The sequence below is a fragment of the Enterococcus sp. DIV0167 genome, from assembly GCF_050541555.1.
GTDB lineage: Bacteria > Bacillota > Bacilli > Lactobacillales > Enterococcaceae > Enterococcus > Enterococcus faecalis.
This window is the reverse complement of sequence record NZ_CP172933.1, coordinates 1,120,854-1,144,744: the sequence shown is the minus strand read 5'-3', so window position 1 is coordinate 1,144,744 and position 23,891 is coordinate 1,120,854. Positions and strand designations below refer to the sequence as shown.

The 23,891-nt window shown below is 35.4% G+C and carries 22 protein-coding genes; 9 read left to right on the top strand and 13 right to left on the bottom strand.

Translation table 11 applies throughout. The features are described 5' to 3' along the window. Window positions 1–25: 25 nt before the first annotated feature. Genes IGM09_RS05645 through IGM09_RS05635 form a run of 3 tightly spaced genes read right to left on the bottom strand, consistent with a single transcriptional unit; the run spans window position 26 to window position 5,060 of the window. Window positions 26–1,639: a glycoside hydrolase family 13 protein gene (locus IGM09_RS05645; RefSeq protein ID WP_010709384.1), complete on the bottom strand. Its 1,614-nt coding sequence runs from the start codon at window positions 1,637–1,639 to the stop codon at window positions 26–28. Window position 1,640: 1 nt separating this feature from the next. Then, on the bottom strand, window positions 1,641–3,266 hold the full coding sequence (locus tag IGM09_RS05640) for a glycoside hydrolase family 13 protein (RefSeq protein ID WP_002361732.1): 1,626 nt from the start codon (window positions 3,264–3,266) through the stop codon (window positions 1,641–1,643). Window positions 3,267–3,293: 27 nt separating this feature from the next. Further along, on the bottom strand, window positions 3,294–5,060 hold the full coding sequence (locus IGM09_RS05635) for a glycoside hydrolase family 13 protein (protein ID WP_033624946.1): 1,767 nt from the start codon (window positions 5,058–5,060) through the stop codon (window positions 3,294–3,296). A 259-nt stretch (window positions 5,061–5,319) separates the two neighbouring features. Here IGM09_RS05635 and IGM09_RS05630 point away from each other — a divergent pair, with 259 nt between their 5' ends. The 3 genes from IGM09_RS05630 to IGM09_RS05620 all read left to right on the top strand — a co-directional run bounded on the left by IGM09_RS05630 (window position 5,320) and on the right by IGM09_RS05620 (window position 8,866). Further along, window positions 5,320–6,570: an extracellular solute-binding protein gene (locus IGM09_RS05630; protein ID WP_002382263.1), complete on the top strand. Its 1,251-nt coding sequence runs from the start codon at window positions 5,320–5,322 to the stop codon at window positions 6,568–6,570. A gap of 85 nt (window positions 6,571–6,655) precedes the next feature. Then, window positions 6,656–7,999 (top strand): carbohydrate ABC transporter permease, encoded by a 1,344-nt coding sequence (locus IGM09_RS05625; RefSeq protein ID WP_033624945.1) that lies wholly within the window; start codon window positions 6,656–6,658, stop codon window positions 7,997–7,999. A gap of 3 nt (window positions 8,000–8,002) precedes the next feature. Beyond that, window positions 8,003–8,866, top strand: a complete 864-nt coding sequence (locus IGM09_RS05620; RefSeq protein ID WP_033624944.1) for a sugar ABC transporter permease — start codon at window positions 8,003–8,005, stop codon at window positions 8,864–8,866. 37 nt (window positions 8,867–8,903) lie between these two features. Here IGM09_RS05620 and IGM09_RS05615 read toward each other — a convergent pair whose 3' ends face one another. Next, on the bottom strand, window positions 8,904–9,413 hold the full coding sequence (locus tag IGM09_RS05615; RefSeq protein ID WP_002365578.1) for a MarR family winged helix-turn-helix transcriptional regulator: 510 nt from the start codon (window positions 9,411–9,413) through the stop codon (window positions 8,904–8,906). Between the two features lie 124 nt (window positions 9,414–9,537). Here IGM09_RS05615 and IGM09_RS05610 point away from each other — a divergent pair, with 124 nt between their 5' ends. From IGM09_RS05610 to IGM09_RS05600, 3 genes are all read left to right on the top strand, one after another. Beyond that, window positions 9,538–11,877: an ATP-binding cassette domain-containing protein gene (locus IGM09_RS05610; protein ID WP_033624943.1), complete on the top strand. Its 2,340-nt coding sequence runs from the start codon at window positions 9,538–9,540 to the stop codon at window positions 11,875–11,877. A gap of 118 nt (window positions 11,878–11,995) precedes the next feature. Beyond that, a complete protein-coding gene (gene camE, locus IGM09_RS05605; RefSeq protein ID WP_033624942.1) occupies window positions 11,996–12,496 on the top strand; it encodes a plasmid sex pheromone cAM373 precursor in 501 nt (166 codons plus the stop codon). Between the two features lie 196 nt (window positions 12,497–12,692). Then, window positions 12,693–13,154, top strand: a complete 462-nt coding sequence (locus IGM09_RS05600) for a hypothetical protein (protein WP_010775800.1) — start codon at window positions 12,693–12,695, stop codon at window positions 13,152–13,154. Window positions 13,155–13,196: 42 nt separating this feature from the next. On the opposite strand, the gene trxB is transcribed toward IGM09_RS05600, so the two are convergent. Continuing rightward, window positions 13,197–14,111, bottom strand: coding sequence for a thioredoxin-disulfide reductase (gene trxB / locus IGM09_RS05595; protein WP_002357780.1), 915 nt, complete (start codon window positions 14,109–14,111; stop codon window positions 13,197–13,199). A 168-nt stretch (window positions 14,112–14,279) separates the two neighbouring features. Continuing rightward, window positions 14,280–14,711: a cupin domain-containing protein gene (locus tag IGM09_RS05590; protein WP_033624941.1), complete on the bottom strand. Its 432-nt coding sequence runs from the start codon at window positions 14,709–14,711 to the stop codon at window positions 14,280–14,282. 483 nt (window positions 14,712–15,194) lie between these two features. On the opposite strand from IGM09_RS05590, the gene IGM09_RS05585 reads away from it, so the two are divergent. The 3 genes from IGM09_RS05585 to IGM09_RS05575 all read left to right on the top strand — a co-directional run bounded on the left by IGM09_RS05585 (window position 15,195) and on the right by IGM09_RS05575 (window position 17,208). Then, entirely contained in the window at window positions 15,195–15,656 is a 462-nt protein-coding gene (locus tag IGM09_RS05585) for a LytR/AlgR family response regulator transcription factor (RefSeq protein WP_010775798.1), read from the top strand. Further along, a complete protein-coding gene (locus IGM09_RS05580; protein ID WP_002397235.1) occupies window positions 15,653–15,898 on the top strand; it encodes a LytTR family DNA-binding domain-containing protein in 246 nt (81 codons plus the stop codon). Before IGM09_RS05585 ends, IGM09_RS05580 begins: the two co-directional genes overlap by 4 nt. A 278-nt stretch (window positions 15,899–16,176) precedes the next feature. Then, window positions 16,177–17,208 carry a sensor histidine kinase gene (locus IGM09_RS05575; RefSeq protein ID WP_224785632.1) on the top strand — a complete coding sequence of 344 codons (1,032 nt, stop codon included), beginning with the start codon at window positions 16,177–16,179 and terminating at the stop codon, window positions 17,206–17,208. A gap of 21 nt (window positions 17,209–17,229) precedes the next feature. On the opposite strand, the gene IGM09_RS05570 is transcribed toward IGM09_RS05575, so the two are convergent. From IGM09_RS05570 to IGM09_RS05540, 7 genes are all read right to left on the bottom strand, one after another. Continuing rightward, window positions 17,230–17,964: a hypothetical protein gene (locus tag IGM09_RS05570; protein WP_002382255.1), complete on the bottom strand. Its 735-nt coding sequence runs from the start codon at window positions 17,962–17,964 to the stop codon at window positions 17,230–17,232. After that, on the bottom strand, window positions 17,936–18,649 hold the full coding sequence (locus IGM09_RS05565) for an ATP-binding cassette domain-containing protein (protein WP_002378341.1): 714 nt from the start codon (window positions 18,647–18,649) through the stop codon (window positions 17,936–17,938). Before IGM09_RS05565 ends, IGM09_RS05570 begins: the two co-directional genes overlap by 29 nt. Window positions 18,650–18,657: 8 nt before the next feature. Next, complete coding sequence (locus IGM09_RS05560; protein ID WP_002382254.1) at window positions 18,658–19,416, bottom strand: ABC transporter permease; 759 nt, start codon at window positions 19,414–19,416, stop codon at window positions 18,658–18,660. Further along, the gene (locus IGM09_RS05555) at window positions 19,394–20,338 is read right to left on the bottom strand and encodes an ABC transporter ATP-binding protein (protein WP_002419797.1); all 945 of its coding nucleotides are present in this window, start codon (window positions 20,336–20,338) and stop codon (window positions 19,394–19,396) included. The genes IGM09_RS05560 and IGM09_RS05555 overlap by 23 nt, the downstream gene beginning before the upstream one ends. 22 nt (window positions 20,339–20,360) lie before the next feature. Further along, window positions 20,361–21,233 (bottom strand): hypothetical protein, encoded by an 873-nt coding sequence (locus tag IGM09_RS05550; RefSeq protein WP_010713459.1) that lies wholly within the window; start codon window positions 21,231–21,233, stop codon window positions 20,361–20,363. After that, entirely contained in the window at window positions 21,197–22,330 is a 1,134-nt protein-coding gene (locus tag IGM09_RS05545) for a ThiF family adenylyltransferase (protein ID WP_002379387.1), read from the bottom strand. Before IGM09_RS05545 ends, IGM09_RS05550 begins: the two co-directional genes overlap by 37 nt. A 662-nt stretch (window positions 22,331–22,992) precedes the next feature. Continuing rightward, window positions 22,993–23,700 (bottom strand): GntR family transcriptional regulator, encoded by a 708-nt coding sequence (locus IGM09_RS05540; RefSeq protein WP_002357800.1) that lies wholly within the window; start codon window positions 23,698–23,700, stop codon window positions 22,993–22,995. Between the last annotated feature and the right edge of the window lie 191 nt (window positions 23,701–23,891).

The following is a 23,891-nucleotide window of genomic DNA, read 5'->3' as shown; positions in this document are numbered from 1 at the left end:
TTGCACTCGTTATAGAACAAATCAGTTATTGGAATACGCCTGCCTGATAAGGTGCTAACTGCATCCGTTTCTTCACCGTAAAATCTTGATTCCCTAATAATTGTTGCCACTTTCTGCCTAGTAATTTATTCGGCAAGTCAAATTGGCACTTTTCTCCACTTAAATTGACAATCACTAACGCTGTTGCCTCAGTTGTTTTTCTTAAAAAAGCAAAAACAGACGGATGATTGGGCGCTAATAGTTCAAACTGTCCATCTGTAAAGACTGGATTTTCTTTCCGCAGCGCAATTAACTTTTTATAATAATTCAACACGGATTGTGCATCCGTTTCTTGGTCAGCCACATTTATTTCTTTGAAATTGGGATGAATTGCTAACCACGGATGCCCCGAGGTGAATGAACTTGCCTCTTGACTCGTCCACTGCATAGGCGTACGCGAATGGTCCCGCGTCCAATGCGCCACTTCTTTTAATGCTTGTTTCGCATCGTAGCCATTTTCTATAAGCAAACGATAATGGTTATGGGAATCTTTAGCATCTAACTCGTCAATCTGTTGAAACGGATAATTAACCATGCCGATTTCCTGTCCTTGATAAATAAACGGCGTTCCTCGCAAGAGCAAGGCGATTGTTCCAATCGCCTTAGCAGAATGAGAGGTTTCATTGCCTAAAATTGAATTGATTCTGGGATTATCATGATTTTCTACATATAATGCATTCCAGCCTTCTGTCCCTAAATGCTTTTGCCAGCGAGCCATTACTTTTTTATAGCCTAAAATATTTAACCGTTCTTCTCCTGGCTTTCCTTCTCGAACATTGTGCTCTAATTCAAAAATCATATTCAGATAGCCCGCATCATTGGTCCATCCCACCGCTTTTTTACTTGAAACGCCACTAGCTTCCCCCACTGTCATGATGTCATACTCAGCAAAAATAGCTTTCAAATCCAGCATATAGTCTTCAATGCCTTTTACATTCATAAATGGAGCCCACGGATTCGTGGTAATTTTAAAATCCCAAGGTTCTTTTTGGATATGACTAATCGCATCCAATCGGAAACCATCAATTCCCAAATCTAACCACCAGCGAATCATCGCATAAATCTCTTCACGAACTTTAGGATTTTTCCAGTTCAAATCAGGTTGCTCTTTTGCAAACACATGAAAATATGCTTGCTTTGTACCCGCGTCATACGTCCAAGTCGAGCCACCAAAAAAGCTTTGCCATTCATTCGGCATACGATCTGGTGTCGCATCGGCCCATAAATAATACTCACGATACGGATTATCTAAACTTTTTTTCGCTTCAACAAACCACGGATGTTGATCACTTGTATGATTGACCACTAAATCAAGAATAATCTTCAAACCTAATTGATGCGCTTGGTCCAAAAGTTCTTGAAAATCTTCCATCGTACCAAATTCTGGCTGAATCCCTTGATAATCCGCAATATCATAACCATTGTCAACGTTTGGCGAAGTGTAAATCGGATTTAACCATAAAAAATCGACCCCTAGTTCTTTTAAATACGGTAATTTCTCAATAATTCCCTGCAAATCACCAATGCCATCCCCGTTGCTATCTTTAAAACTCCGAGGATAAATTTGATAACCGACAGCATTTTTCCACCATTGTTCCATCTTATTGACTCACTTTCACAACAAATGCTTGCCAAGGCGCTAACGAATAGTCTGCTAAAGCAGTGACATCTGTCGGCATATTTTCAATCATTACTTGTTCTACATGAACGTCTGCAGAAAATGGCTGAACTTTGTCAGAAAAGTTCGTTACAACAAGCCAGCGTTCCTCACCATAGGTACGATAAAAACTGATCACTTCGTCCACTGTTTCTAGCAATTCAAAGTTGCCCCAAACAATTAAAGGATGTTCTTTTCTCAAACGAATCATTTCTTGGTACGTATAGAATAGTGAATTTTTATCTGCCAAAGCAGCAGCGACGTTAATCGTTTGATAATTGGAATTAACATCAATCCAAGGTGTACCCGTCGTAAAGCCAGCATTTTTTTCAGCGGTCCACTGCATAGGCCGGCGTGCATTGTCGCGACCTTTAGTATTAATTTTCAGCAAAATTTCTTCTTTAGAATATCCTTTTTCCAAATACTCATGGTACATGTTAATTGTTTCGATATCCCGTGCTTCACGAATATCTGTGATCGGCGTATTGGTCATACCAATTTCTTCCCCTTGATAAATATAAGGTGTGCCTTTCATCATGTGCAGTAAAATAGCGAATAACTTACTACTTTCCAACCAATATTCTTGATCATTTCCCCAACGTGAAATCATTCTCGGTAAATCATGGTTATTCCAAAATAAAGAATTCCAGCCATCATTTCCTAATTCTGTTTGCCATTTTGCAAAAACCTGTTTCAACTTGGCAACTTCCATTGGCTGAAGGTCCCATTTTTCTTTACCTGGTTGTTGATCCAAGCTCATATGTTCAAACTGAAAAATCATGGATAATTCATGACGCTCTGGACTAGAGTACATTTTTGCAATTTCAGGTGTGGCCCCCCATGTTTCACCTACAGTTAACAGCTCTTTGCCTCCAAATGTCGCGGCGTTCATTTCTTGTAAATAACGATGTAAATGAGGTCCATTCGCGGTGATCTCTTCTCCTGGAATTTTACCCACTAAGTCAATTACATCTAAACGGAAACCGCCAATTCCTTTATCAATCCAAAAATTCATCATCTCGTAAACCGACTGACGCATTTGTTGGTTTTCCCAATTTAAATCTGGTTGTTTTTTACTAAACAAATGCAAATAGTATTGCCCACTCGCTTCATCAAACGTCCACGCCGAACCCGAAAAGGCAGATTTCAATCGGTTAGGCACACCGCCATCTGAAGCAGGATCAGCCCATACATAATAGTCTCGGTAGGGGTTCTCCTTGCTTTTTTTCGCTTCAATAAACCAACGATGTTCATCTGACGTATGGTTAACCACTAAGTCCATAATAATTTCAATCTTTCGCTTTTTCGCTTCCTCAATTAGACGATCCATATCCGCCATCGTCCCAAACTCTGTCATAATCGCTTCATAATCAGAAATGTCATAACCATTGTCATCATTGGGTGATTGATAAACTGGTGATAACCAAATAGCCCCAATGCCTAACGTTTCCAAATAATCCAATTTTTCAATAATTCCTGGTAAATCTCCAATGCCATCTCCATTGCTATCTTTAAAACTGCGAGGATAAATCTGATAAACCACGACTTCTTGCCACCAATGTTTTTCCATTCTTCTTCACATTCCTTTGCTTAATTATTATGCTTGATATAAAAGAAAACCTTTTGGTAAAACCATTATCTGTTCTGAAGCAATTTCGATAGAAGAACTTAGCAAAACTTCTCGATCAGTTCTATCGACAAATTGTGTCTCTTGGCCAGTATTAAAAATCCCATAAATCGTCTGTTCCTCCAAACGACAAGCGAGTCTAATCAACCCCGTTTCAAAAGAAGTGCCTGTCCAATCGATTGTTCCACCAGAAAAAACAGCCGCATACTTTTTGCGAAGGGCAATCAATGATTTTACAAATTCCTTCAAATCCAAATCTTGCTGATTTTCCTCCCAAACCATACAACGACGACAATCAGGATCCATATCACCTGTCATACCAATTTCATCACCATAGTAAAGACAAGGGACACCTGGTTGAATATACGTAAACGCTAATACTTGGCGCATCAACTCTTTATCCTCTTTCGTTTCATGCAATAAGCGTGGTGTATCGTGGGAATCTAAAACATTAAACTGCATTTGATTCGTTTGTTGTCGATAGAGCATTAACTGGTTGTTCATTTCAGAAAGCATCTTTTCCAAGGACAGTTCTTGCTTAACAAAGTAGCCCATAATCGCATCTGTGTATGCATAATTCATCACTGCATGAAATTCGTCTCCTTGGAGCCAGCTTTGCGACGAGTGCCAAATTTCTCCTAAAATATAAAAATCTTCTTTTGCGTCATCACATGTTTGCCGGAATTTTTTCCAGAACGCATGATCCACTTCGTTTGCCACATCTAAACGCCAGGCATCAATATCATATTCCTCAATCCAATAACGAGCAATTTCTAAAAGATAGGCTTGCACCTCTGGATTTGCTGTATTTAATTTAGGCATATGCGGAGTGAATGCAAAAGTATCATAGGTAATGTTGCTTGCTTCTTCAAAATCAGCACTTTCTTCATAGCTAGCTGGAAACTCATTTACGTGGAACCAATCGGCATAAATTGAGTCCTGGCCATTTTTTAACACATCTTGCCATTGAGGCGAAGTGTCCCCCATATGATTAAAAACGGCGTCCAACATAATCTTAATGCCCCGTCGATGACACTCTTCGACTAAGCGCTTAAAGATAGCGCCATCACCAAAAGCTGGGTCAATTTTTAAATAATCAATCGTATCATATTTGTGATTAGAAAACGCTTCAAAAATCGGGCAAAAATATAAGCCATTAACACCTAAATCTTCAATGTAATCAAGATGATCTAGCACCCCTTGCAAATCCCCACCAAAAAAATCTTGTCGATCCGGTCTTTTAGATCCCCACGGCAACGTCCCTTCAGGATCATTGGCGGGATCACCATTTGCAAAACGCTCTGGAAATATTTGATACCAAACCGTTTCTTTGACCCATTCAGGTGCTTTAAAACGATCGATTTCATGAAAATACGGCATCCGAAAATAATTATTCGCCATCGCTAAATACTTTTCTTCTAAAGGATAAATGCCGTGTTCGCCATAAAACGCCGTCAAGCCATCCGTCCCTACTAAAGTAAAAGCATATGAAAGGCGTTTAAATTTTGCACTTAATGCAATAAACCAGTAATCATATAACTCCGTAGATACTAACTTCTCCATGGTTAACGACTGTTGGTACCACTTTTCTTTCCCTAAAAGATAAGGATCTCCTTGCACTAATTGGACAGAGGCAATGTCGCCTTTTGCCGTACGCAAACGAATATGCATGGTTTCTTCTGTATAAAGATAAGCAAATTCACTTTCTGGACGATGGTAGATTGCAGCAGTGTTCATTTAATTCTCTCCTTTAATTGTCGCTTTTCGTGTATTTTCTAATACTCGAACACATTTTAGCGCAAACGATTGCATTTGTATACCCTTTTTTATTTTTTTATTTAAAATGCTTAATTAGTGGTATACACCACTTTAAATAAACAGTATGTTATTTATAACAAAAAAACTTTTTTAACTTTCTCGATGAAAAACACTTGATTATTTCCGCAATCGGTTGCATAATAAGACTTGTAAAAAATAATTTTTGGAGGGTTCAAAAATGAAAGCGAATTGGAAAAAGATTTTAATGGGCGGTATCCTTTTAAGTGCTTCCGCGGTTTTACTTACTGCCTGTGGTGGCGCAGAAAAAACGAAAGCTGAAAATGAAAGCGGTTCAGCAAATAAAGCAGCTGGTGACGTAAAATTATGGGTTGATACTGAATATATGGGCGTCTTTAAAAAAGTTGTCGCCGATTTTGAAAAAGAAAACCCCGATATTAAAGTTAACTTAACTGCTGGAAATTCGGCAGATGCTAAAAAAGACATTGCAAAAGATCCTAAAGCTGCCGCAGATGTTTTCATGATGCCACATGATCAAATTGGTCAAATGGCAGAAGCTGGTCTGATTTACCCTAACACAAAATATGAAAAAGAAGTCAAAGAAAACAATATCGACTCGGCAGTCGCAGGAGTCACTTGGAAAGACAAAGTCTATGCCTACCCTTATGCCGTAGAGTCACAAGTTCTTTATTATAACAAAGATACGTATTCTCCAGAGGAAATCAAAACTTGGAAGTCTTTAACTGAAAAAGGCAAAATCGGTACCAATTTTGGCGAAGATGGCGCAAATTATATCTTCGGTCCTCTATTTATGAGTAACGGCGATTACTTATATGGTGAAAATGGCGAAGATCCAAAAGGTACCAACTTTAATAACCAACAAGGTATAGAAGTATTACAATGGATTGCCGATCAAAAAAATAATCCTGGTGTGATCCAATCAAATACAGAAGCATTGTCTAATCTAGGTTCTGGCAAAACGGATGCCTTCCTTTCTGGCCCTTGGTCTAAAAACGATGTAGAAAAAGCTCTTGGCGACAAAATGGGGGCTGCTGCCTATCCAACCATTGATTTTGGCAATGGAGAAAAACAAATGAAAGCTTTCTTGGGCGTTCGTAGTTTTGCTGTCAACCAACAAACACAAGCACCATTGGCCGCAATGACATTAGCAAACTATTTAACCAGCGAAAAAGCACAAATGACTTACTTTAAAGAAATCGGCTTTGTCCCTTCAAACAAAAAATTACAAACAAACGAAGAAATTACACAAGATACTGTTGCAAAAGCTATCTTAGAAATGGCACAACCAACCCACTCTGTGGTAATGCCAAAAATCCCAGAAATCGTTTCATTCTGGCCTGCGATGGATGCAGTGATCAATGATACGTACAAAGGCAATATCAAACCTGCGGACTATCAAGCAAAATTAGATAAATTAGTCCAAGACACATCAAAAGAAGCAAAAGAATAAAAAGAGTAAAGAAATGGGACGAGCTTCAATCTGCTGTCCCATTTCCTCTATCTTTTTTATTTAAGTAGAAAGTGAGTGAACGAAGATGTTCAAGAAAAAGAAAGCCCAGACGTCATTTCGAGAGGTCTTTAAAAAAGGCGACTTCGCTACAAAACTATCTTTTTTAGTTATGGGTGCTGCAAACTTCGCCAACAAGCAGTGGTTAAAGGGAATCATCTTTTTAACAGCTGAAATTGGCTTTATCTATTGGTTAATCCGTAATGGTTTCCACGCATTAATGATGCTAGGAACACTAGGGACCCAACAGCAAGGATTAGTATATGATGATTCTTTAGGGATTGAAGTTCTAAAAGAAGGCGATAATTCAATGCTCTTATTATTATTCGGAATTGCAGCAATTTTAGTCTGTTTATCGCTAATCATTTTATATGTAATCAATTTAAAAAGCGCCCGTCACCTATATGAATTAAAGATAGCCGGCAAAAAAATTCCAACAACTATGGATGATTTACGTAGCTTGTTAAACGAACGTTTCCATGCAACTTTAATGACGATTCCCTTACTAGGCGTTCTTTTCTTTACCATCTTGCCGTTGTTGTATATGATTTCAATTGCCTTTACCAACTACGACCATAACCATTTACCACCGAAAAATCTTTTTACTTGGGTTGGATTGGCAAATCTAGGCAATGTAATCACAGGCGATATGGCTTCAACGTTCTTTCCAGTACTTGGCTGGACCTTGATTTGGGCTGTTTTCGCAACCGCAACTTGTTTCTTTTTTGGAATCATTTTAGCCTTGCTTATCAATACAAAAGGCTTAAAATATAAAGCATTTTGGCGGACTATTTTTGTTATCACGATGGCCGTACCTCCGTTTGTTTCACTTTTAATTATGCGAAACCTCTTAAATGGTTCTGGACCTATCAATGCTCTGTTGTTAAATTGGGGCTTAATCGATTCTTCTATCCCCTTCTTAACAGATCCGAATTGGGCAAAATTAACCATTATTGTTGTCAATATGTGGATTGGTATTCCTGCTACGATGTTAATCTCTACAGGGATTATCCAAAATCTCCCTGAAGATCAAATCGAAGCTGCTAGAATTGATGGCGCCAATAAATGGCAAATTTTTAAAAGTATTACATTTCCACAAATTCTATTTGTGATGACCCCGGCGCTGATTCAACAGTTTATTGGCAACATCAATAACTTCAATGTCATTTATCTATTAACAGGCGGCGGTCCAGCCAATTCTAACTTCTACGGTGCAGGCTCAACTGACCTTTTAGTTACCTGGTTATACAAATTGACTGTCGATACAATGGATTACAATTTAGCCTCTGTGATTGGTATTTTAATCTTCATTCTTTCCGCAGTCTTCAGTTTAATTGCCTATACACGGACGAATTCATTTAAGGAGGCGTAACTTATGGCTAAAGCAAAAAGTTACCAGAAAAAACAACGCACTGCACTTACCAGCGTTTACATCATTCTAACCATTTTAGCAGTTTTTTGGATATTCCCCATTGTGTGGATTATCTTAACAAGTTTTCGTGGCGAAGGCGGTGCATTTGTTCCCTATATCATTCCCAAAACATTCACTTTAGAAAATTATAAAGTATTATTAACAAATCAGACTGGCAACTTCCCCTTTGTCCGTTGGTTTTTGAACACCTTGTTCGTTTCCATCGCAAGCTGTCTGTTATCAACTTTCATTACAATCGCAATGGCTTATGCGCTGTCCCGGTTGCGTTTCCGCTTAAGAAAACCCTTTTTAAAAGTGGCGCTCGTTTTAAATATGTTCCCTGGTTTTATGAGCATGATTGCCGTTTACTATATTTTAAAAGCCTTAAATTTAACTGAAAGTTTATTCGCTTTAATTCTGGTTTACTCTGCAGGCTCGGCGCTAGGTTTTTACATCGCCAAAGGGTTCTTCGATACCATTCCGATGGCTTTAGACGAGTCGGCTATGATTGACGGTGCCAACAAGTGGCAAATTTTCACAAAAATTACGTTGCCATTGTCGAAACCAATTATTGTCTATACTTCTTTAACCGCCTTCATGGGCCCTTGGATGGATTTTATTTTCGCAAAAGTTATTATGGGTGATAAAGTTGAAAATTACACCGTTGCGATTGGTCTCTTTTCGATGATGACCAAATCAACAGCCAATTCACTATTCATGGCTTTTACAGCTGGATGTGTGCTAATTGCCATTCCAATTACTATTTTATTTATATTAATGCAACGTTTCTATGTAGAAGGCGTGACTTCTGGCTCTGTCAAAGGCTAGAAAAAACATCGTTTGGTTTATAGCCAAACGATGTTTTTTATTTTTTGGCGTTGTTTTCCTTACACGTTTTTCTTCGTAGCGCTTGATAATTGGACAAAATTTTCATGACCGCCAAAAAGTGTTGATTGACCTCTTGATAATCCTCTAAGGAAAGAACACTAAGCGTTTCAGATAGTTGCTGTTTTACTTGATTTTCTTTTTGCTTAAAGAGCTTCTCGCCTTCTTTTGTCGTATAAACATTAACCACGCGGCGATTTTCTTGATTATGGCGACGTTGAACAATCGCTCGTTCTTCTAACCCCGCAATAGAGCGACTCACTTGAACTTTCGACGTTCCTACTTGGTTGGCTAACTCTGTCATACTGATTCCTTCATTCGTTGCCACAATTAATAAAATTAACATGTCTAACTTTGTTAATTTTAGATCCTCCAAGTCTAGGTCTTTAAAAAGCAATTGGCTCATATATGAAAAAATTTCAGTAAAGACACTAATATCTAAATTCGATGAATGCTTCTCTTTATCCATATGTTCTCCCTCGTTTCCCACCTAGTGTATACTAAATTCACTTGATTATCAAATGGTAATGATTGATTTTTGTTAACTATTATGTTACGTTATACACTAACTTAAGGTTGTGTTGTTGATAAATTGGAAGAAGGATGCGAAAAATATGCTAGAACTCAAAGAGATAAAAAAATATTATACTGTCGGCGGAACGACCACTAAAGCTTTAGATGGCGTCTCTGTCGCTTTTCGAAAACAAGAATTTGTAGCCATTCTGGGTCCCAGTGGCTCTGGTAAAACGACGATGTTGAATGTAATTGGCGGATTGGACAATTACGATTCTGGTGACTTAATCATTAACGGCAAATCAACAAAAAATTTTAAAGAAGCCGACTGGGATGCTTATCGGAATAACTCAATTGGTTTTATTTTTCAAAGTTACAACTTAATTAGTCATCAAGGGATTTTGGATAATGTCGAGCTTGGTATGACACTGAGTGGTATTTCAAAAGCAGAAAGACGCCAAAAAGCCGAAGATGCACTCATCCGTGTCGGTTTGAAGGACCATATCCATAAAAAACCTTCTCAATTATCTGGCGGTCAAATGCAACGGGTTGCCATTGCTCGTGCTTTAGCTAATGATCCCGATATTTTACTTTGTGACGAACCAACTGGTGCATTGGATTCAGAAACTAGCCTGCAAATTATGGCACTTATCCAAGAACTTTCGAAAGAAAAATTAGTTATTATGGTGACCCACAATCCTGAATTAGCTCACGAATACGCTGATCGAATTATTGAATTTTCAGATGGCCAAATTCGTCATGACTCGCGTCCTCATATTGAACATGAAAAAAAAGAACCTTTCGAATTGAAACGCACCAAAATGAAATTCACGACTGCGTTGCGTTTATCTTTTAATAATATCCGCACTAAAAAAGGGCGAACTTTTTTAACCGCCTTTGCTTCAAGTATCGGAATTATCAGTATCGCGATTGTCCTTTCTCTTTCAACAGGATTCCAGAAACAAATTGATAAAACTCAGTCGGAAACGTTAGCGCAATTTCCGATTACCATTTCTAAAATAGCGACCGATCAAGATCCAGAAAGTTTCAATAACCAGGACAAAAAAGGCACCTTCCCGAAAGAAAAAGAAGTGACTGCTAAAATTAGCGATGCGGACCGTGCGCAACACACGAATTTAATTGATCAAAAGTTTATTGACTATGTCAATCACATTGATCCTGAATTAAGTAATAATATCGGCTATACTCGTCTAGTCAATATGAACTTATTAAGAGAAATCAACAGGAAAGCACAAGCTGTCAAATTTTCAAACGATGCACCCGACGGCCAATCAAACGTGATGGCTTCTATGATGGCTGCCCAAACTGGCGTCGGCGTTTCTGCTTTTCCTAAACAACTAGAAAATGGAAAAAACAATTTCTTAAAAGACAATTACTCGTTACTCGAAGGAAATTATCCAGAAAAAGAAACCGATGTCGTTTTAATCGTCGATAGTAACAATACCACCAATATTAATGCTTTAAAAAATCTTGGCTTTGACGTGAAAGATAATCAAAAGATTGCCTTTTCAGACATTGTTGGCACAAAAATGAAATTAGCCAATAATAATGCATTTTACACCAAATTACCGACAGGCAACTTCATTCCTAACCAAGATTTGCAAGCTGTTTACGATAACCCAGAAAATACTGAATTAACAATTTCAGGGATTTTGCGAATTAAAGATTCTTCAACAATGAATCTATTAGCACCTGGAATTGCTTATAGCGATGCACTTTCAACTAATATGATTGCCAAAAACAAAACCTCTGATATTGTTAAAGCGCAAGAAGCCAGCAACACTAACGTTATGACTAACGAAACATTAGATGCTTCCGCGAAAGAAAACCTATTGTCTTATTTAGGAGCGAACGAAATCCCTTCAAGTATTATGATTTATCCAAACGACTTCAAATCAAAAGATAAAATTCTTGATTATTTAGATGCTTATAACAAAGGAAAAGATAAAAAAGACCAAATCATCTATTCTGATTTAGCTGGAACAATGACCCGCTTAACAGGTGGTTTAATGGATGCCATCACCTATGTGCTGATTGCATTTGCTGGGATTTCCCTTGTTACAAGTATGATTATGATTGGGATTATCACCTATACTTCTGTCATTGAGCGGACCAAAGAAATCGGTATTCTGAAAGCGTTAGGAGCTCGTAAAAAAGATATTACCCGGGTGTTCGATGCCGAAACTGCTATTTTAGGCGTTGCCTCTGGTATTCTTGGTGTTGTGATTGCCTTTCTCGCAACATTTCCGATCAATGCAGTGCTCTATAACCTGACTGATTTAGAAAATGTTGCCACCTTAAATCCAATTCACGGGATTATTTTGATTGTAATTAGCACAATCTTAACCATGATTGGTGGCCATATTCCTGCCCGAATGGCAGCGAAAAAAGATGCGGCAGTTGCTTTACGTGCAGAATAAATAACAAAAAATAATCCTTTAATTTCTCTTAAAGGATTATTTTTTGTTTGTAATTTTTATAAAACCTCCGTATACTAAATGATTGTGAATACTTAATAAAAGGAAACGAGGTAATTTCATGTTAAAAAAACCATTTTTACTATTTTTTTCACTTTTAGGAGCTATTTTTATTTTAGCTAGTTGCGGCGTAGGAAAAGATGCCGTCACGGATACAAAGTACAAAGTTAGTTTGCAGCAAGCTGCTGAAATCTACGAAAAAGAAGCCGACAACAGCAAACCATTAGTAAATGTCCAATTTGATACAAAACCAGAAAGTGACTACAGCTATATCTTTACCAACGATACAGAAACACTTTACGTGAATCCTGAAACAGGAAAAGTCACCAAAAATACTGAAGCAAATCAACTTGGCGAAAACGAGACAGCCTTTTCAGCTGCTGAAGTCAAAGAATTAGGCGCTGTTAACGACGTTTTAGCCAAAGCAAAAAAAGAAGTTGGAGGACTTTCTCCACGTATTTTGACTTGGAAGTTAACCAAAAATAACAATAAACTTGTTTATACAGTAGATGTTAAAACGACTACGGCAGATGAAAAAGTTACCTTAGATGCCAATAAATAAGTACAAGCGTATAACTTATCACGAAATAACCAAATCTTAAAATACTCTTTGGGACAGAACCTACGCATTCGGAAATCTTAACATTTTCTGAAGCCGATCGTTCTGTCCCAATTTCATTCTTTTAAGTAATAATAATTGTTCGTTACCCCTGCTACCGTTATACTTAGTTTAAAAGAAAAGATGGGAGTATCAATTCATGGTTTATACAGTTGATTTTAAAGAAGTAGCCACTATTGGTTTAGAAAGTTCACCAGTGGCACCTGCCCTTGCTGGACTAAGAGCGAATGAAGCTCGCTATTTTTGGAATAAATACAAACATCGCTTTACGACCGTCCCTGCCTCTGAAGCTCCAGAAACATTGGCCTGGATTGAAAAAATTTTATTGGAACGAGCGTTACATTTCCCTTACAAGCCACTTGAAATTTCTTCTTTCACTTTAGATGGCATAAAAATGGCCTATGTATTTTATGAAAACGGCTTAGCAGTTAACGTGATGTACACATTAGCTGATGAAGGCAAACGCGCCGTTGGGTTTAAACTTTCAGATAGTATGGCAATCCCTGCAGAATTTGAAGGAAAATTCAAATTTGCTCGTCAAAAATCAAAATTAGCTGGAACCATTCGCGGCTCTTATTTTGTCATTAAAGGAACCTATTAAAAAAATGCTTTTGCCCTTATTCTTAAAGGCAAAAGCATTTTTTTATTTTAATTCTTCAATATAGTTAAATACTTGTTGTCCAGCAATACCGCCTTCACCGACCGCTGTCGTGATTTGACGCAATGTTTTTTCACGGACATCACCAATGGCATAAACACCAGGAATTTTTGTTCTCATTTCTTGGTCTGTTTCAATCCAACCAGCCTCATTCGTAATACCAGCTTTCTTAAATGGTTCTGTTAATGGATCTAGCCCCACGTAAATGAACACGCCGTTTGCTTCAATTTCAGAAACTTCATCTGTTTTGACATTCCGTGCTTTCACACCTGTCACGACCATTTCATTGCCAACAATTTCTTCGACAACTGTATCCCAAACAAAGGAAATCTTTTCATTTGCAAAGGCACGATCTTGAATGATTTTTTGCGCACGCAATTCATCACGACGGTGAACAATCACTACTTCAGAAGCAAATTGTGTTAAATAGATTGCTTCTTCAACTGCAGAATCGCCGCCACCAACAACTACTAAGCGTTTATTTTTAAAGAAGGCACCGTCACAAACGGCACAATAAGAAACACCACGGCCAGCAAATTCTTCTTCGCCTTTTACACCCAATTTTCGGTGTTCACAGCCTGTTGCAATAATTACCGCTTTAGCTTCATAAGATTTGTCATCACAAATCACTTCTTTATAGGATCCGTGGTCTTCGATGCCCATCACAATGCCATACGCATTTTCCGTACCAAATTTTTCTACATTTTCATACATTTTATAGGCCAATTCTGGACCCATAATAGAATCAAAGCCTGGGTAATTCTCTACCTCAGCAGTGTTGTTCATTTGCCCACCAGGCGCACCGCGTTCAATCATCAATACAGAAAGATTAGACCGTGATGCATAAAGTGCTGCCGTCATCCCAGCAGGACCGGCACCAATGATAATTACATCATACATTTTATTTCCCCCAAAATTTTAAGTAAGTTTACTTTACTCCTTAAACAATTTCTTGTCTACTTTTCTGCCCTTTTTTGACATTCGGAGTAGGTGTGTCTACTACGTAAGTTATTGTACCACGGTTTTGTGTTTTCTAGGAGGGGGAAAAGAAAAGTTTAAAAATAACGATCACAACGAATCATTGATTTTTAGAAGCCGTTGTACTGCCGCATCAGAGAATTCTTCTTTATCATTTTTTATGCATTCTTGTTGATTTTGCCCTTGTGGAACAAAACGAAATACTGTAAATGATGCAGATAACGTATCAGGATTACTAATCCGATGAAGACTATTATGCATCCGAATAAGTTCTCCTTCTGCACAAATTCTTGAAACAATTTGCTGATTTTCTACCTCTTCTATTTTCACTTTTCCCGACTGCACAAGTAAAACTTCCTCGATTTTGTGATGCTTATGCCAACCTTGCACAGTTTTTCCTGGCAAGCTATTTATATGTATTTCAAACTCTGGAAATAGAAAATAATTTACTTCTGTTCCATCTGGATTTTTACGAAAGATGGCCTCGTCTCTTGTTAAAATTTCTATGTATTTCTGTAACATGGCAGGCTCCTTTTAACTTTTTTATAGCTGAAAGCTATTCTTTCAAACTAAGTTTGAAGCTACTTTCTGAAAATTCGAGTTCCTTTAAATATACTTTTGTTACCGTTTGAAAATCACTTTTTTAAACAATTGACTGTTCAGTATCAATCTCCACTAATCCATCTGTTCATCAGAAACACTTCTACTCTTCTCAAGTACCGCTATGGTATACATTAACCTTACTAGTAACATTATAGCATCAAGTTTTAATCATATGTAGATTTTAAAAAAATTGATAGCACCCTAACAGATGTTTTCGCCGTTCATTTAATTTACATGATTATTTTTTAGATGCTAATTAAATGTTTGTCAGTAAGCTGAATTTTTGATATTTTTATCCAGATTACTTATGTCGGTTTATCAGTTGTGCTAACAAAAAATGATTGTTTTTAAAGATAATTTAATTCATAATATATATAGAATGAAAAAAAGGAGGTTTTATTGTTGAAAGTTGCTATTTGTGATGACAATCCAACGTTAACCGAAAAAATAAACACGATGCTATTTAATTATAACCCAAATATATTTGAAACCTATACCTACTACAATCCTCTCAAGTTAGTCAATCAACTTGACCAAGAAAATTTTGACTTTTTTATTTTAGATATAGAAATGAGTGAAATGAGCGGAATAGACTTGGCAAAAAAAATCCGAGAACGTGATATTTTATCACCTATCGTTTTTTTGACGAGTTACAAAGAATACATGGAAGAAGTCTTCCAAGTACAAACTTTTGATTATTTATTGAAACCGCCTACGGAAGATCGGTTGCACCAAGTTTTGGAAAAACTGAAACAACAGCTAGAAAAAAAAGAAATTACTTTGTATTTTCTAGTAACAAAGTTACTTATAAAATACCAACCAAAGATATCATTTATTTCGAAAAAGATAAAAGACAAGTATTGATTCATACAGTTGGAGAAATCTACAAACCCTATATGTCAACGAATCAGATAAACGAACAACTTGATACGAATTTTGTGCAAGTCCACTCTTCTTTCATAATAAATTGCGCTTATATAAAAGAGTTAGGAAAAAATTTCCTATTAATGGATTCTAAAGAAAAATGTATTGAAATACCAATAAGTAGGCGCTTCAAAGCCGCCGCTCATAAAAGTATAGTTATGTCCATGAGAGGAAAGATATAATGCTTGATATAACATTACGAAGCCTAAGTTTGTTAGTTTATTTATTTCTTATCTCTTATTTTTTTTCTAATTGGTCAACAGCTATTAAAAATCATAGAGAATTTTATAATGTCATCTGGATTGTTATAATCATATCAGCCATGGTTACGATTATATTATCCAATGCTTACATACCGAACATTTATTTACCGTATCTTAACTTATTACTAAGTTTCATTTTAACTTACACTATTGCTATGCTACACTCGGTCCCTTATCTCGACTCGGCCGTATGGACAATGACACTTATATCAATAAATTTAATCTGTGAAGTATTGTCGTTACACTTTACGAAAATAATTTTAAATGCAGAATTAACATCCTATGGTAGCCCTACTTTTTTCATAACTTCAATAACAATTACAACTTTGATTGGGGTAGCCTGGATAGTCATACTTAAATTTTCAATAGTTAAAGAAGCAAAGTCTGAATTATCGACAAACTTATCATTTATTGTGATTTTATTACCTATTCCCATACTATCAATAATCATTTTATTTGGGCTTTTAATAGGAAACAACAATGACAAAATTTCTGAGATTACTATTACGATTAGTGTCATATTTTTAAACATCTGTGTAATTTTTCTTTATAAAATTACTATAGAATATCAAAAAAATCAATATGATCTTACTTTGAGAAAAAAAAATATCGAAGTGGAGTATAGAATTTTAAATGAAATAAAGAGAAACAGAACTAACGTTTTAAAATTAAAACATGATTTGAAGAATCAATACTTAACAATCCTCGGACTTATCGAAAATGAAGAAGTTAATGAAGCTATCGATTATATTAAGAGTAGTTTTGATATTTTAGAACCACCAACAAAAACTTATGCTGCCGATGGAGTATTAAACTACCTATTGAATGAAAAGCTTGCTGAAGCAAGAAAGAATCAAATTAATGTTGATCATCAGATATTTGTCTCTAAAAATATAAAAATTAATAATGACGTTCTAACTATTGTAATTGGAAATATAATTGATAACGCCATACAAGCATCGAAGAGAATCAAGCCGATTGACAGATATGTCAATATAATTATCAAGCAAGTCAATAATGATTTATTTATTGAAGTATCGAATAACTATAATTCTGAAGAAATTTTTACAAGAAAACATAGAAAAGATAAAGGTTTAGGAATGAAAAACATTGGTGATCTCTTACAACAATTAGGTGGTATTCAACGTCACTGGACGAAAGAACGTAGATATTTTGTAACTATAGTTATATTTAATGTATACAAAGGAAACAAATGCGGTGATAACTAATCAAGTAAATCACCGCATTTTTTAGTATACTTCCATGTCGCATAATTTATCAGAAAATTTCAAAAATAACCAAACAAGCATCAATCCCATAATCGTTGAAAATAGGAACGTTATAGTTGGAAAATTCATAAGGCCCATAGCAGAAAAATTCGAATATATTAGCATTAGTACCACTGACGTTATTATTGAAGCAATTTCCGATTGTTTCCAAATTGAAATTATTTCTGACAATATCAAAATTACGAATAGTAGACTACAACTTGTAACTATGGTAATAAGACCAAGGTAAATTTCAAAAAATAAATTTGAACTATGAAACTTCAAAATTAAGTTAAGCAAAACCTCAGTCACAAATGAAATAAGAAGCGCACTTCCAAAGCTAGATAAGATTATCACGTAAAAAGAACTTGTTTTTTTTACGAGAAGCTCTTTTCGATCAATCGGAAAAAGAAACGTTCTATTCCGGTGATTGCCAACATAAAATCGTACAAGCTCTTTCCTTAGTAATACAGCTCCATAAATTGATATGCCGCACATAGAAACAGTGTTCGATAATGCTATAATTCCTTGAAATGACGAGATCGTATCAGCACTTTCATCAAATATTCCCACAAATGAGAAAAACATAAAAAATAACATTTGGATTACCAGTGTAATTAAGAAAACTTTAAACCAAACATTTTTAATTTTATCTAATTCATATCTATAAACATTCAATTTTGAGTCACTAATCATGTTTTCTCTTTTGTTCATCATAATACTCTTTCAACCCCTCTCTATACTCTTCTCGAATCTCAACCATTGATTTTGGTTCTTGTACATTGCCTTTCTCTATAAATATAACGTCATCAAGAAATGTTTCCATATCTCTCAATATATGACTACTAATTATCAACACTCTATTTTCGGACAAGGTCTTAACATTCTCAATAAATAACTCTACACCATCAGGATCTAAACCGTTAAATGGCTCATCTAATAATACTAATGAAGGGTTGTGAGCTGTAGCAAGACCTAGCAAAAACCTTTGTTTCATTCCTAAAGACATTGTATTAAACTTTCTTTTTTTATTTACATTTAGACCAACATCCATTAATAGAGTCTCTATCATTAACAAATTTTTTAACTTGTAATAAAAAGCATGGTCATTGTATATATCTTCAAGCATAAATCCATTTAAACTATCTGAGTTAACAAAGTTAGTACCCACCTGCAATAATATTTTAGGGTCTGCTATTTCTACTTGCCGATTGTCTATTTTAAGTATTCCACTATCAGGTCTAAGCAAACTACATAGACATTTCATCAAAGTTGTTTTACCTGCACCATTCGGACCAACTAATCCATAAATTTTCCCTACTTCTAAATCTAATTGATCAACCTTTAAATTGAATGTATCACTTACTTTTTTATATAAATTATTTATATTTATTGTTTGCATTTTGCAATTCAGTCCCTTCTTGACAATGAAATAAGTGAAAGTAATGTAGTTAACACGAACCAAAAACAAACTACAATAATATTAGAAACATTAACAGTATTCTGTTCATAAAACAGTGATCTTATCAAATTACTCGATGGAACAAATGGTAAAAATTCAAAAAAGTTCACTAAAGCAGAAGGCAATCTATCTGTTGGATAAGTAATAGGCGAGAATAAAAGTCCACCTATCATAATTATCTGAGTTGCTAATCCTACTACATTAGGTGTTAGCCAATATGCCAAAGCAAAACCTATAGAGATCATACATAATTGAATTAGACTAAGAATAGCTAGGGCCTTCATTGAGAATCTAATTTGGACATCGAATCTTAAATATGCCGCTAAAAATGACATAAACACCCCAGGTAGTGAGGCCATTCCCCAAATTATAAAGTCGGAAATTAATATGTTCAACCGAGAAACTGGCAATGTCCTTTGATAGTCCACAATGCCCTCCTGTTTTGCTGTACTTACTATTTGAGCAGCAAGAACGCACCCTACCGCAATAATCCCAAGAGTAGTTGCTCCAGATGACAGATAGATAGCTGTCTGATTATTCACATCTGGTATTAGAAGTGCTAACCCGTAGACAATTGCTAATGATAGAAATACTTGAGTTAATGTAAAAACAGGCAATAAGTATTTATGTCTTAATAAACTCCACCCTACTAAAGCAAATAATTCCTTAATCATTGATTTTCTTCTATAATTTTTTATCATTTTCATCTATTAACTCTCCATAGGTTTCATTTAAGGATTTTGGGGAAACTTTATAATTTTGAACTTTTCTTTCTATTACTAATTTCATGACCCAGTCAACTGCTTCTAACACTTGACTGTTCTCTAATTCCATTTCTATCATTAATTCCTCATCGTTTATGTTAGTCTGAATTGCACTCGGTACTATTACACTCTTCAAATCACTTAGATTAAGAAAGTTAACAGTCATATAATTTCGATCGTTTATTTTTATAGACTGTTTTTTTAAGTTCTTATCCTCAAGAACCTTTCCATGATTCATTAAAATATATCTATCAGCATATTTTTCAACTTCTAAAATATTGTGTGTGACCACGATGATTATATGCCCCTTATTAGATAATTCTTTCAGATATCTCCATATTTTTTGCCGTCTAATAGGATCCACATCATTGGTAGGTTCGTCAAGGACTATTATTGGAGAAGGATATACAACGGCCATTGCAAATGAAGTGAGCCTTCTAAGTCCGCCTGAAAGTTTCTGTCCTGGTATATCTTTCCATCCATCTATTTTTAATTCTTTTAAAATTTTAATACACTCTTCTTCAGCTATTTTCTGACTGCCTCCTCTTATTCTTATTATTGACTCGACAGATTGAGCCATCGTTATACCTGCCAAGGGAGCATGTAGTTGAGGCATCATAGAGACATATTCTCTTGCAATTTTACTATCTCTCGCAAATGATAGACCATTAAATGTTATAGAGCCCTTTGTTGATTTCGTTATACCTATAATCTGATTCAACATTGTTGTTTTACCAGCGCCGTTATGTCCAGCTATGGCAGTTATTTCACCTTTATTAAAGCGCAAATTTATATTATCATTTGCATAGCTCTCTGATTTCTTGTACTTTTTACTTAGCGAATGTAATTCTAACTGTTGATTCAAAGCAAACCTCCTATATTTAGACTTAATTAAATTGATTGATAACAGGTTGGAACCATAACCAAATTATCATTGCTAGCACACTTATGCTTATTACTTTAATAATGATTAATTTCATAATTGCGACCTCTTCAAAGTAGAAAGGATTATCAACCACAAAAGAAATCAAAATGTTAATATCTGTTTTTTGTATAATGATAAATTGCCACAATATCCTTGTTATAAGTATTGATGCCGCAATAGAATTAACTCCAACACTTTTATTATTCATAATCAAAAAAACTAACAAGAATATTGCATCCGACGACATTCCAGAAGTGATCGCCGTGATTCTACCAAACCTACTCCACGTCCATACATGAGTCATAGGTATCGTAGCAACGGCTTTAACTATGTTTAAATTGATTTTCCTTGAATTCCTTGAAAATATAATGTGCATAAATTCATGAAAAGTTGTAGATACGATTGAGACAAGAATAGCAATTAGAAAAAATTTTAAAGGATTTGTAAACAAAACATTTACTGCACTTCCAAAAGGAGACCCCTTGATTACGAATAAAAATATGCTAATCGTAAACGCAACAATACCGTTAACATCAATCAGGAAAGAGGAGCTTTTAAATAAGATATTCTTAGGCTCGACAAATAGCGGCTTATAATCATCTCTCTGATCGGCTTTTTTTATCATAATTTTATTTTCAACTAATTCATTAAGTACCTCTTCTTCGATTAGTTCGGATGAATTAATTTGTCTCGCCACTTCATCACTCAACACTAATAGTTGATTTTCTTCTGATACATAAACCCAATCGCCATTGTTTAGCTTACGTTTTAACGTACGAGCTTCGGTATAGTCTCGGCCTATTTCTTCTCTTGATAATATTGAAATATTTCCCATTGGGAGACATCTCCTTTACCACAAGTTGGACATTCACTCTCAAACCTTGGCCAAGTTTTATGCGTGAACGAGTTTCCGTCCTCATAGTTAATTTCATATTGCGTTCCCAAACTTTTTGGCTCAGCATATCTTGTTACCACTCTTATTAACTCATCTACAATTGATGCTGTTAATTGAAAGATACCAGGACCATAAGCTATGGATGGGGGAGCAAATTGAATATTTCTAAAACCTACAAATTGTTCAACAAATTTAGGGTCATTTTTACTGAAGTTCAAATTCATGCAATCAAAGCATCCTGTTTTCTGGGGTATTACAGTGTATACTCTTCCTCGGCTAACCTGTGAGGCACCAAACACGCACGGCAAACCAACTTTTACAATAGCTTCATTCACAATTCTATGTATAAGGAAAGGGGGTTCATCAATAGCGCAAACAATGATATCTATTCCTTCTGTCAATTCAACAACATCATTCACATCTATTATTTTTTTATCTACAGTTTCAACGTTAATATTTGAGTTCATTTCATTAATGGCTCTTTTAGCAACTACAGTTTTCTTCTCACCAATATCTGCTTCTCTATATAGTAATTGACGACCTAAATTACTTGCTTCAACTCGGTCATAGTCCACCATTCTGATCATCTTGGGGCCAAGACCCGCTAGTAACGTTAGAATATTTGATCCTCCTCCACCAAGACCTAATAATAGTATTTTCAAGTTATTTATCTTTTCCTGTATTTCAAATCTATCATCATCAGCTTTACAGTACCTACTAAAGTAATTCACATTAGCTAAGTATCTATCTTCAATCATTCTACCAGGAAACGTCTCCTCGATTAGACCTTCATCATTTAAAAAATCTATCCCTTCTTCGATATCTTTTACTGTTAATTCCGGATATTTCCTCTTCATTTCTGTGACAACTTCATCAAACGATCTAACTCCATCGAGTAAATTAGATAATGTCCAAAATTGACCTTCATCATCATCAAATTCAATAGTGATTCCTAATTGGGCCCCAACTCTAAATCTCTCTTTATTTAATTGATATAATGGATAGATTGGTTTTATTCTGGGATATTTATACTTCATTTTTTTCACTCCTTATTAAAAAATGACGAGATATTTCTATCTCGTCTAACCGTTATTTGGTTATCAAATTAGATAATAATCCACCATGCTGTTGCATCAACTGTATCGGCTTTACGTACGTTAATTTTTTTCATTCCGCATCACTCCTTCCGCTAAACTTTTTATTGAAAAAGAAAATAAATTTCTCTTTCAGTATATCTATATAATAACTTTGACAATCATAAGTATTATTGATTGGTAATAACTAACAATTTCAATGTAACAATTTGCAAAACAACTGCTGATTTTGCAACTATTTGATTAAAGCGTTGAACGGGTATATCTTATATTAGGTTACAGTTTAAAAAAGAAATGTAAAAAATGGACAAAAATGAACTACAGCCAAAAAAAGAATAAAAGTAAATAAACTAGCAGCTATTATAAGTTTTTTTTTTAACAATATTTATAGCGGGACAAACCATCTCACTTTTCTGGTATTCAGACTTGATACTCTATTCAATATTTATTTGAATTGAGATGCTTTCACTAATTTTAATTTGAATTCTACCTTATAAGTTCATAAAAATAACCTCCAAAAATTGTATTTTTCAGATACAACTTTTGGGGGTTAAAATATCTTACCTCAGCCTATTTCTTGGCATTTTTCCATACTTATCATTTCTCTACTTCTCTAAATAAAACTCAAATCGACTTCCTGCATACTGCGTACGAACATATTCAAAAGGTAGTCCGTTTTCAAAATAGGATACTTGGCGCACACGCAGAATCGCATCGCCTCGTTTAATCTCTAAATATTCTGCGATCTGCTCCGATGCTTGAACAGCAGAGATTGTTTGGTTAGAATGGCCAATTTTGTGGCCAGATTTGGCTTCAAGTGTTTTATAAAAAGAGTTCGTGATTTCAGATTTGCCATATTGCGAGACCAATGAATAAGGAATGCTCGCCACCTCAAAACAAATCGGAATGTCATCCGCAAAACGAATTCTTTCCATTCGTAAAATTGAATCTTCTGGACCTAGTTGTAATTTTTCCATCTCACTAGAACTAGGTTTCGCTACAAAATAAGACACCGTCCGACTAGAAGGAACGCGATTTTGAGACAAGGTAATTTCTGTAAAACTAGTGGTACCTGTCATTGTTTCTTGAACTTTCTTACGTGCTACATACGTTCCTGAACCAATTTTTCGTTCTAAAATCCCTTCGTCTGCTAAAGTCTGAATGGCTTGGCGTAAGGTCATTCGACTAACATCAAATTTCAAGGCTAATTCTCGCTCAGAGGGCAAACGATCCCCGATACTCCAGACACCTTTTTCAATATCTTCTTTGATTTTATCGTGAATTTGAATATAAATTGGTATATTTTGAACCATTTACGCTTCCTCCTCTTCGTTCATCTCCTCTTCTATTATAACTGGTATAGACCGTGTAAACAACCAAAAAATGATAAATAAAAGAGGAATTAGAATTTTTATCAAAGTTGGTCTAGTTGCATGCTTTCTTTTTATAACAAAAACATTTGGCTTAGTCAGTAAAAAGTGACCAAGTCAAATGTTTTTAAACG

Excerpts from the sequence above, each read along its gene's own strand:
- camE (WP_033624942.1), top strand. The coding sequence starts at position 11,996 with ATGTTAAAAAAACCATTTTTACTATTTTTTTCACTTTTAGGAGCTATT.
- IGM09_RS05550 (WP_010713459.1), bottom strand. The coding sequence starts at position 21,233 with ATGGGAAATATTTCAATATTATCAAGAGAAGAAATAGGCCGAGACTAT.
- IGM09_RS05540 (WP_002357800.1), bottom strand. The coding sequence starts at position 23,700 with ATGGTTCAAAATATACCAATTTATATTCAAATTCACGATAAAATCAAA.
- IGM09_RS05625 (WP_033624945.1), top strand. The coding sequence starts at position 6,656 with ATGTTCAAGAAAAAGAAAGCCCAGACGTCATTTCGAGAGGTCTTTAAA.
- IGM09_RS05620 (WP_033624944.1), top strand. The coding sequence starts at position 8,003 with ATGGCTAAAGCAAAAAGTTACCAGAAAAAACAACGCACTGCACTTACC.
- IGM09_RS05645 (WP_010709384.1), bottom strand. The coding sequence starts at position 1,639 with ATGGAACAATGGTGGAAAAATGCTGTCGGTTATCAAATTTATCCTCGG.
- IGM09_RS05565 (WP_002378341.1), bottom strand. The coding sequence starts at position 18,649 with ATGCAAACAATAAATATAAATAATTTATATAAAAAAGTAAGTGATACA.
- IGM09_RS05590 (WP_033624941.1), bottom strand. The coding sequence starts at position 14,711 with ATGTTACAGAAATACATAGAAATTTTAACAAGAGACGAGGCCATCTTT.
- IGM09_RS05600 (WP_010775800.1), top strand. The coding sequence starts at position 12,693 with ATGGTTTATACAGTTGATTTTAAAGAAGTAGCCACTATTGGTTTAGAA.
- IGM09_RS05545 (WP_002379387.1), bottom strand. The coding sequence starts at position 22,330 with ATGAAGTATAAATATCCCAGAATAAAACCAATCTATCCATTATATCAA.
- trxB (WP_002357780.1), bottom strand. The coding sequence starts at position 14,111 with ATGTATGATGTAATTATCATTGGTGCCGGTCCTGCTGGGATGACGGCA.
- IGM09_RS05635 (WP_033624946.1), bottom strand. The coding sequence starts at position 5,060 with ATGAACACTGCTGCAATCTACCATCGTCCAGAAAGTGAATTTGCTTAT.
- IGM09_RS05570 (WP_002382255.1), bottom strand. The coding sequence starts at position 17,964 with ATGATGAACAAAAGAGAAAACATGATTAGTGACTCAAAATTGAATGTT.
- IGM09_RS05575 (WP_224785632.1), top strand. The coding sequence starts at position 16,177 with ATGACACTTATATCAATAAATTTAATCTGTGAAGTATTGTCGTTACAC.
- IGM09_RS05610 (WP_033624943.1), top strand. The coding sequence starts at position 9,538 with ATGCTAGAACTCAAAGAGATAAAAAAATATTATACTGTCGGCGGAACG.
- IGM09_RS05560 (WP_002382254.1), bottom strand. The coding sequence starts at position 19,416 with ATGAAAATGATAAAAAATTATAGAAGAAAATCAATGATTAAGGAATTA.
- IGM09_RS05630 (WP_002382263.1), top strand. The coding sequence starts at position 5,320 with ATGAAAGCGAATTGGAAAAAGATTTTAATGGGCGGTATCCTTTTAAGT.
- IGM09_RS05640 (WP_002361732.1), bottom strand. The coding sequence starts at position 3,266 with ATGGAAAAACATTGGTGGCAAGAAGTCGTGGTTTATCAGATTTATCCT.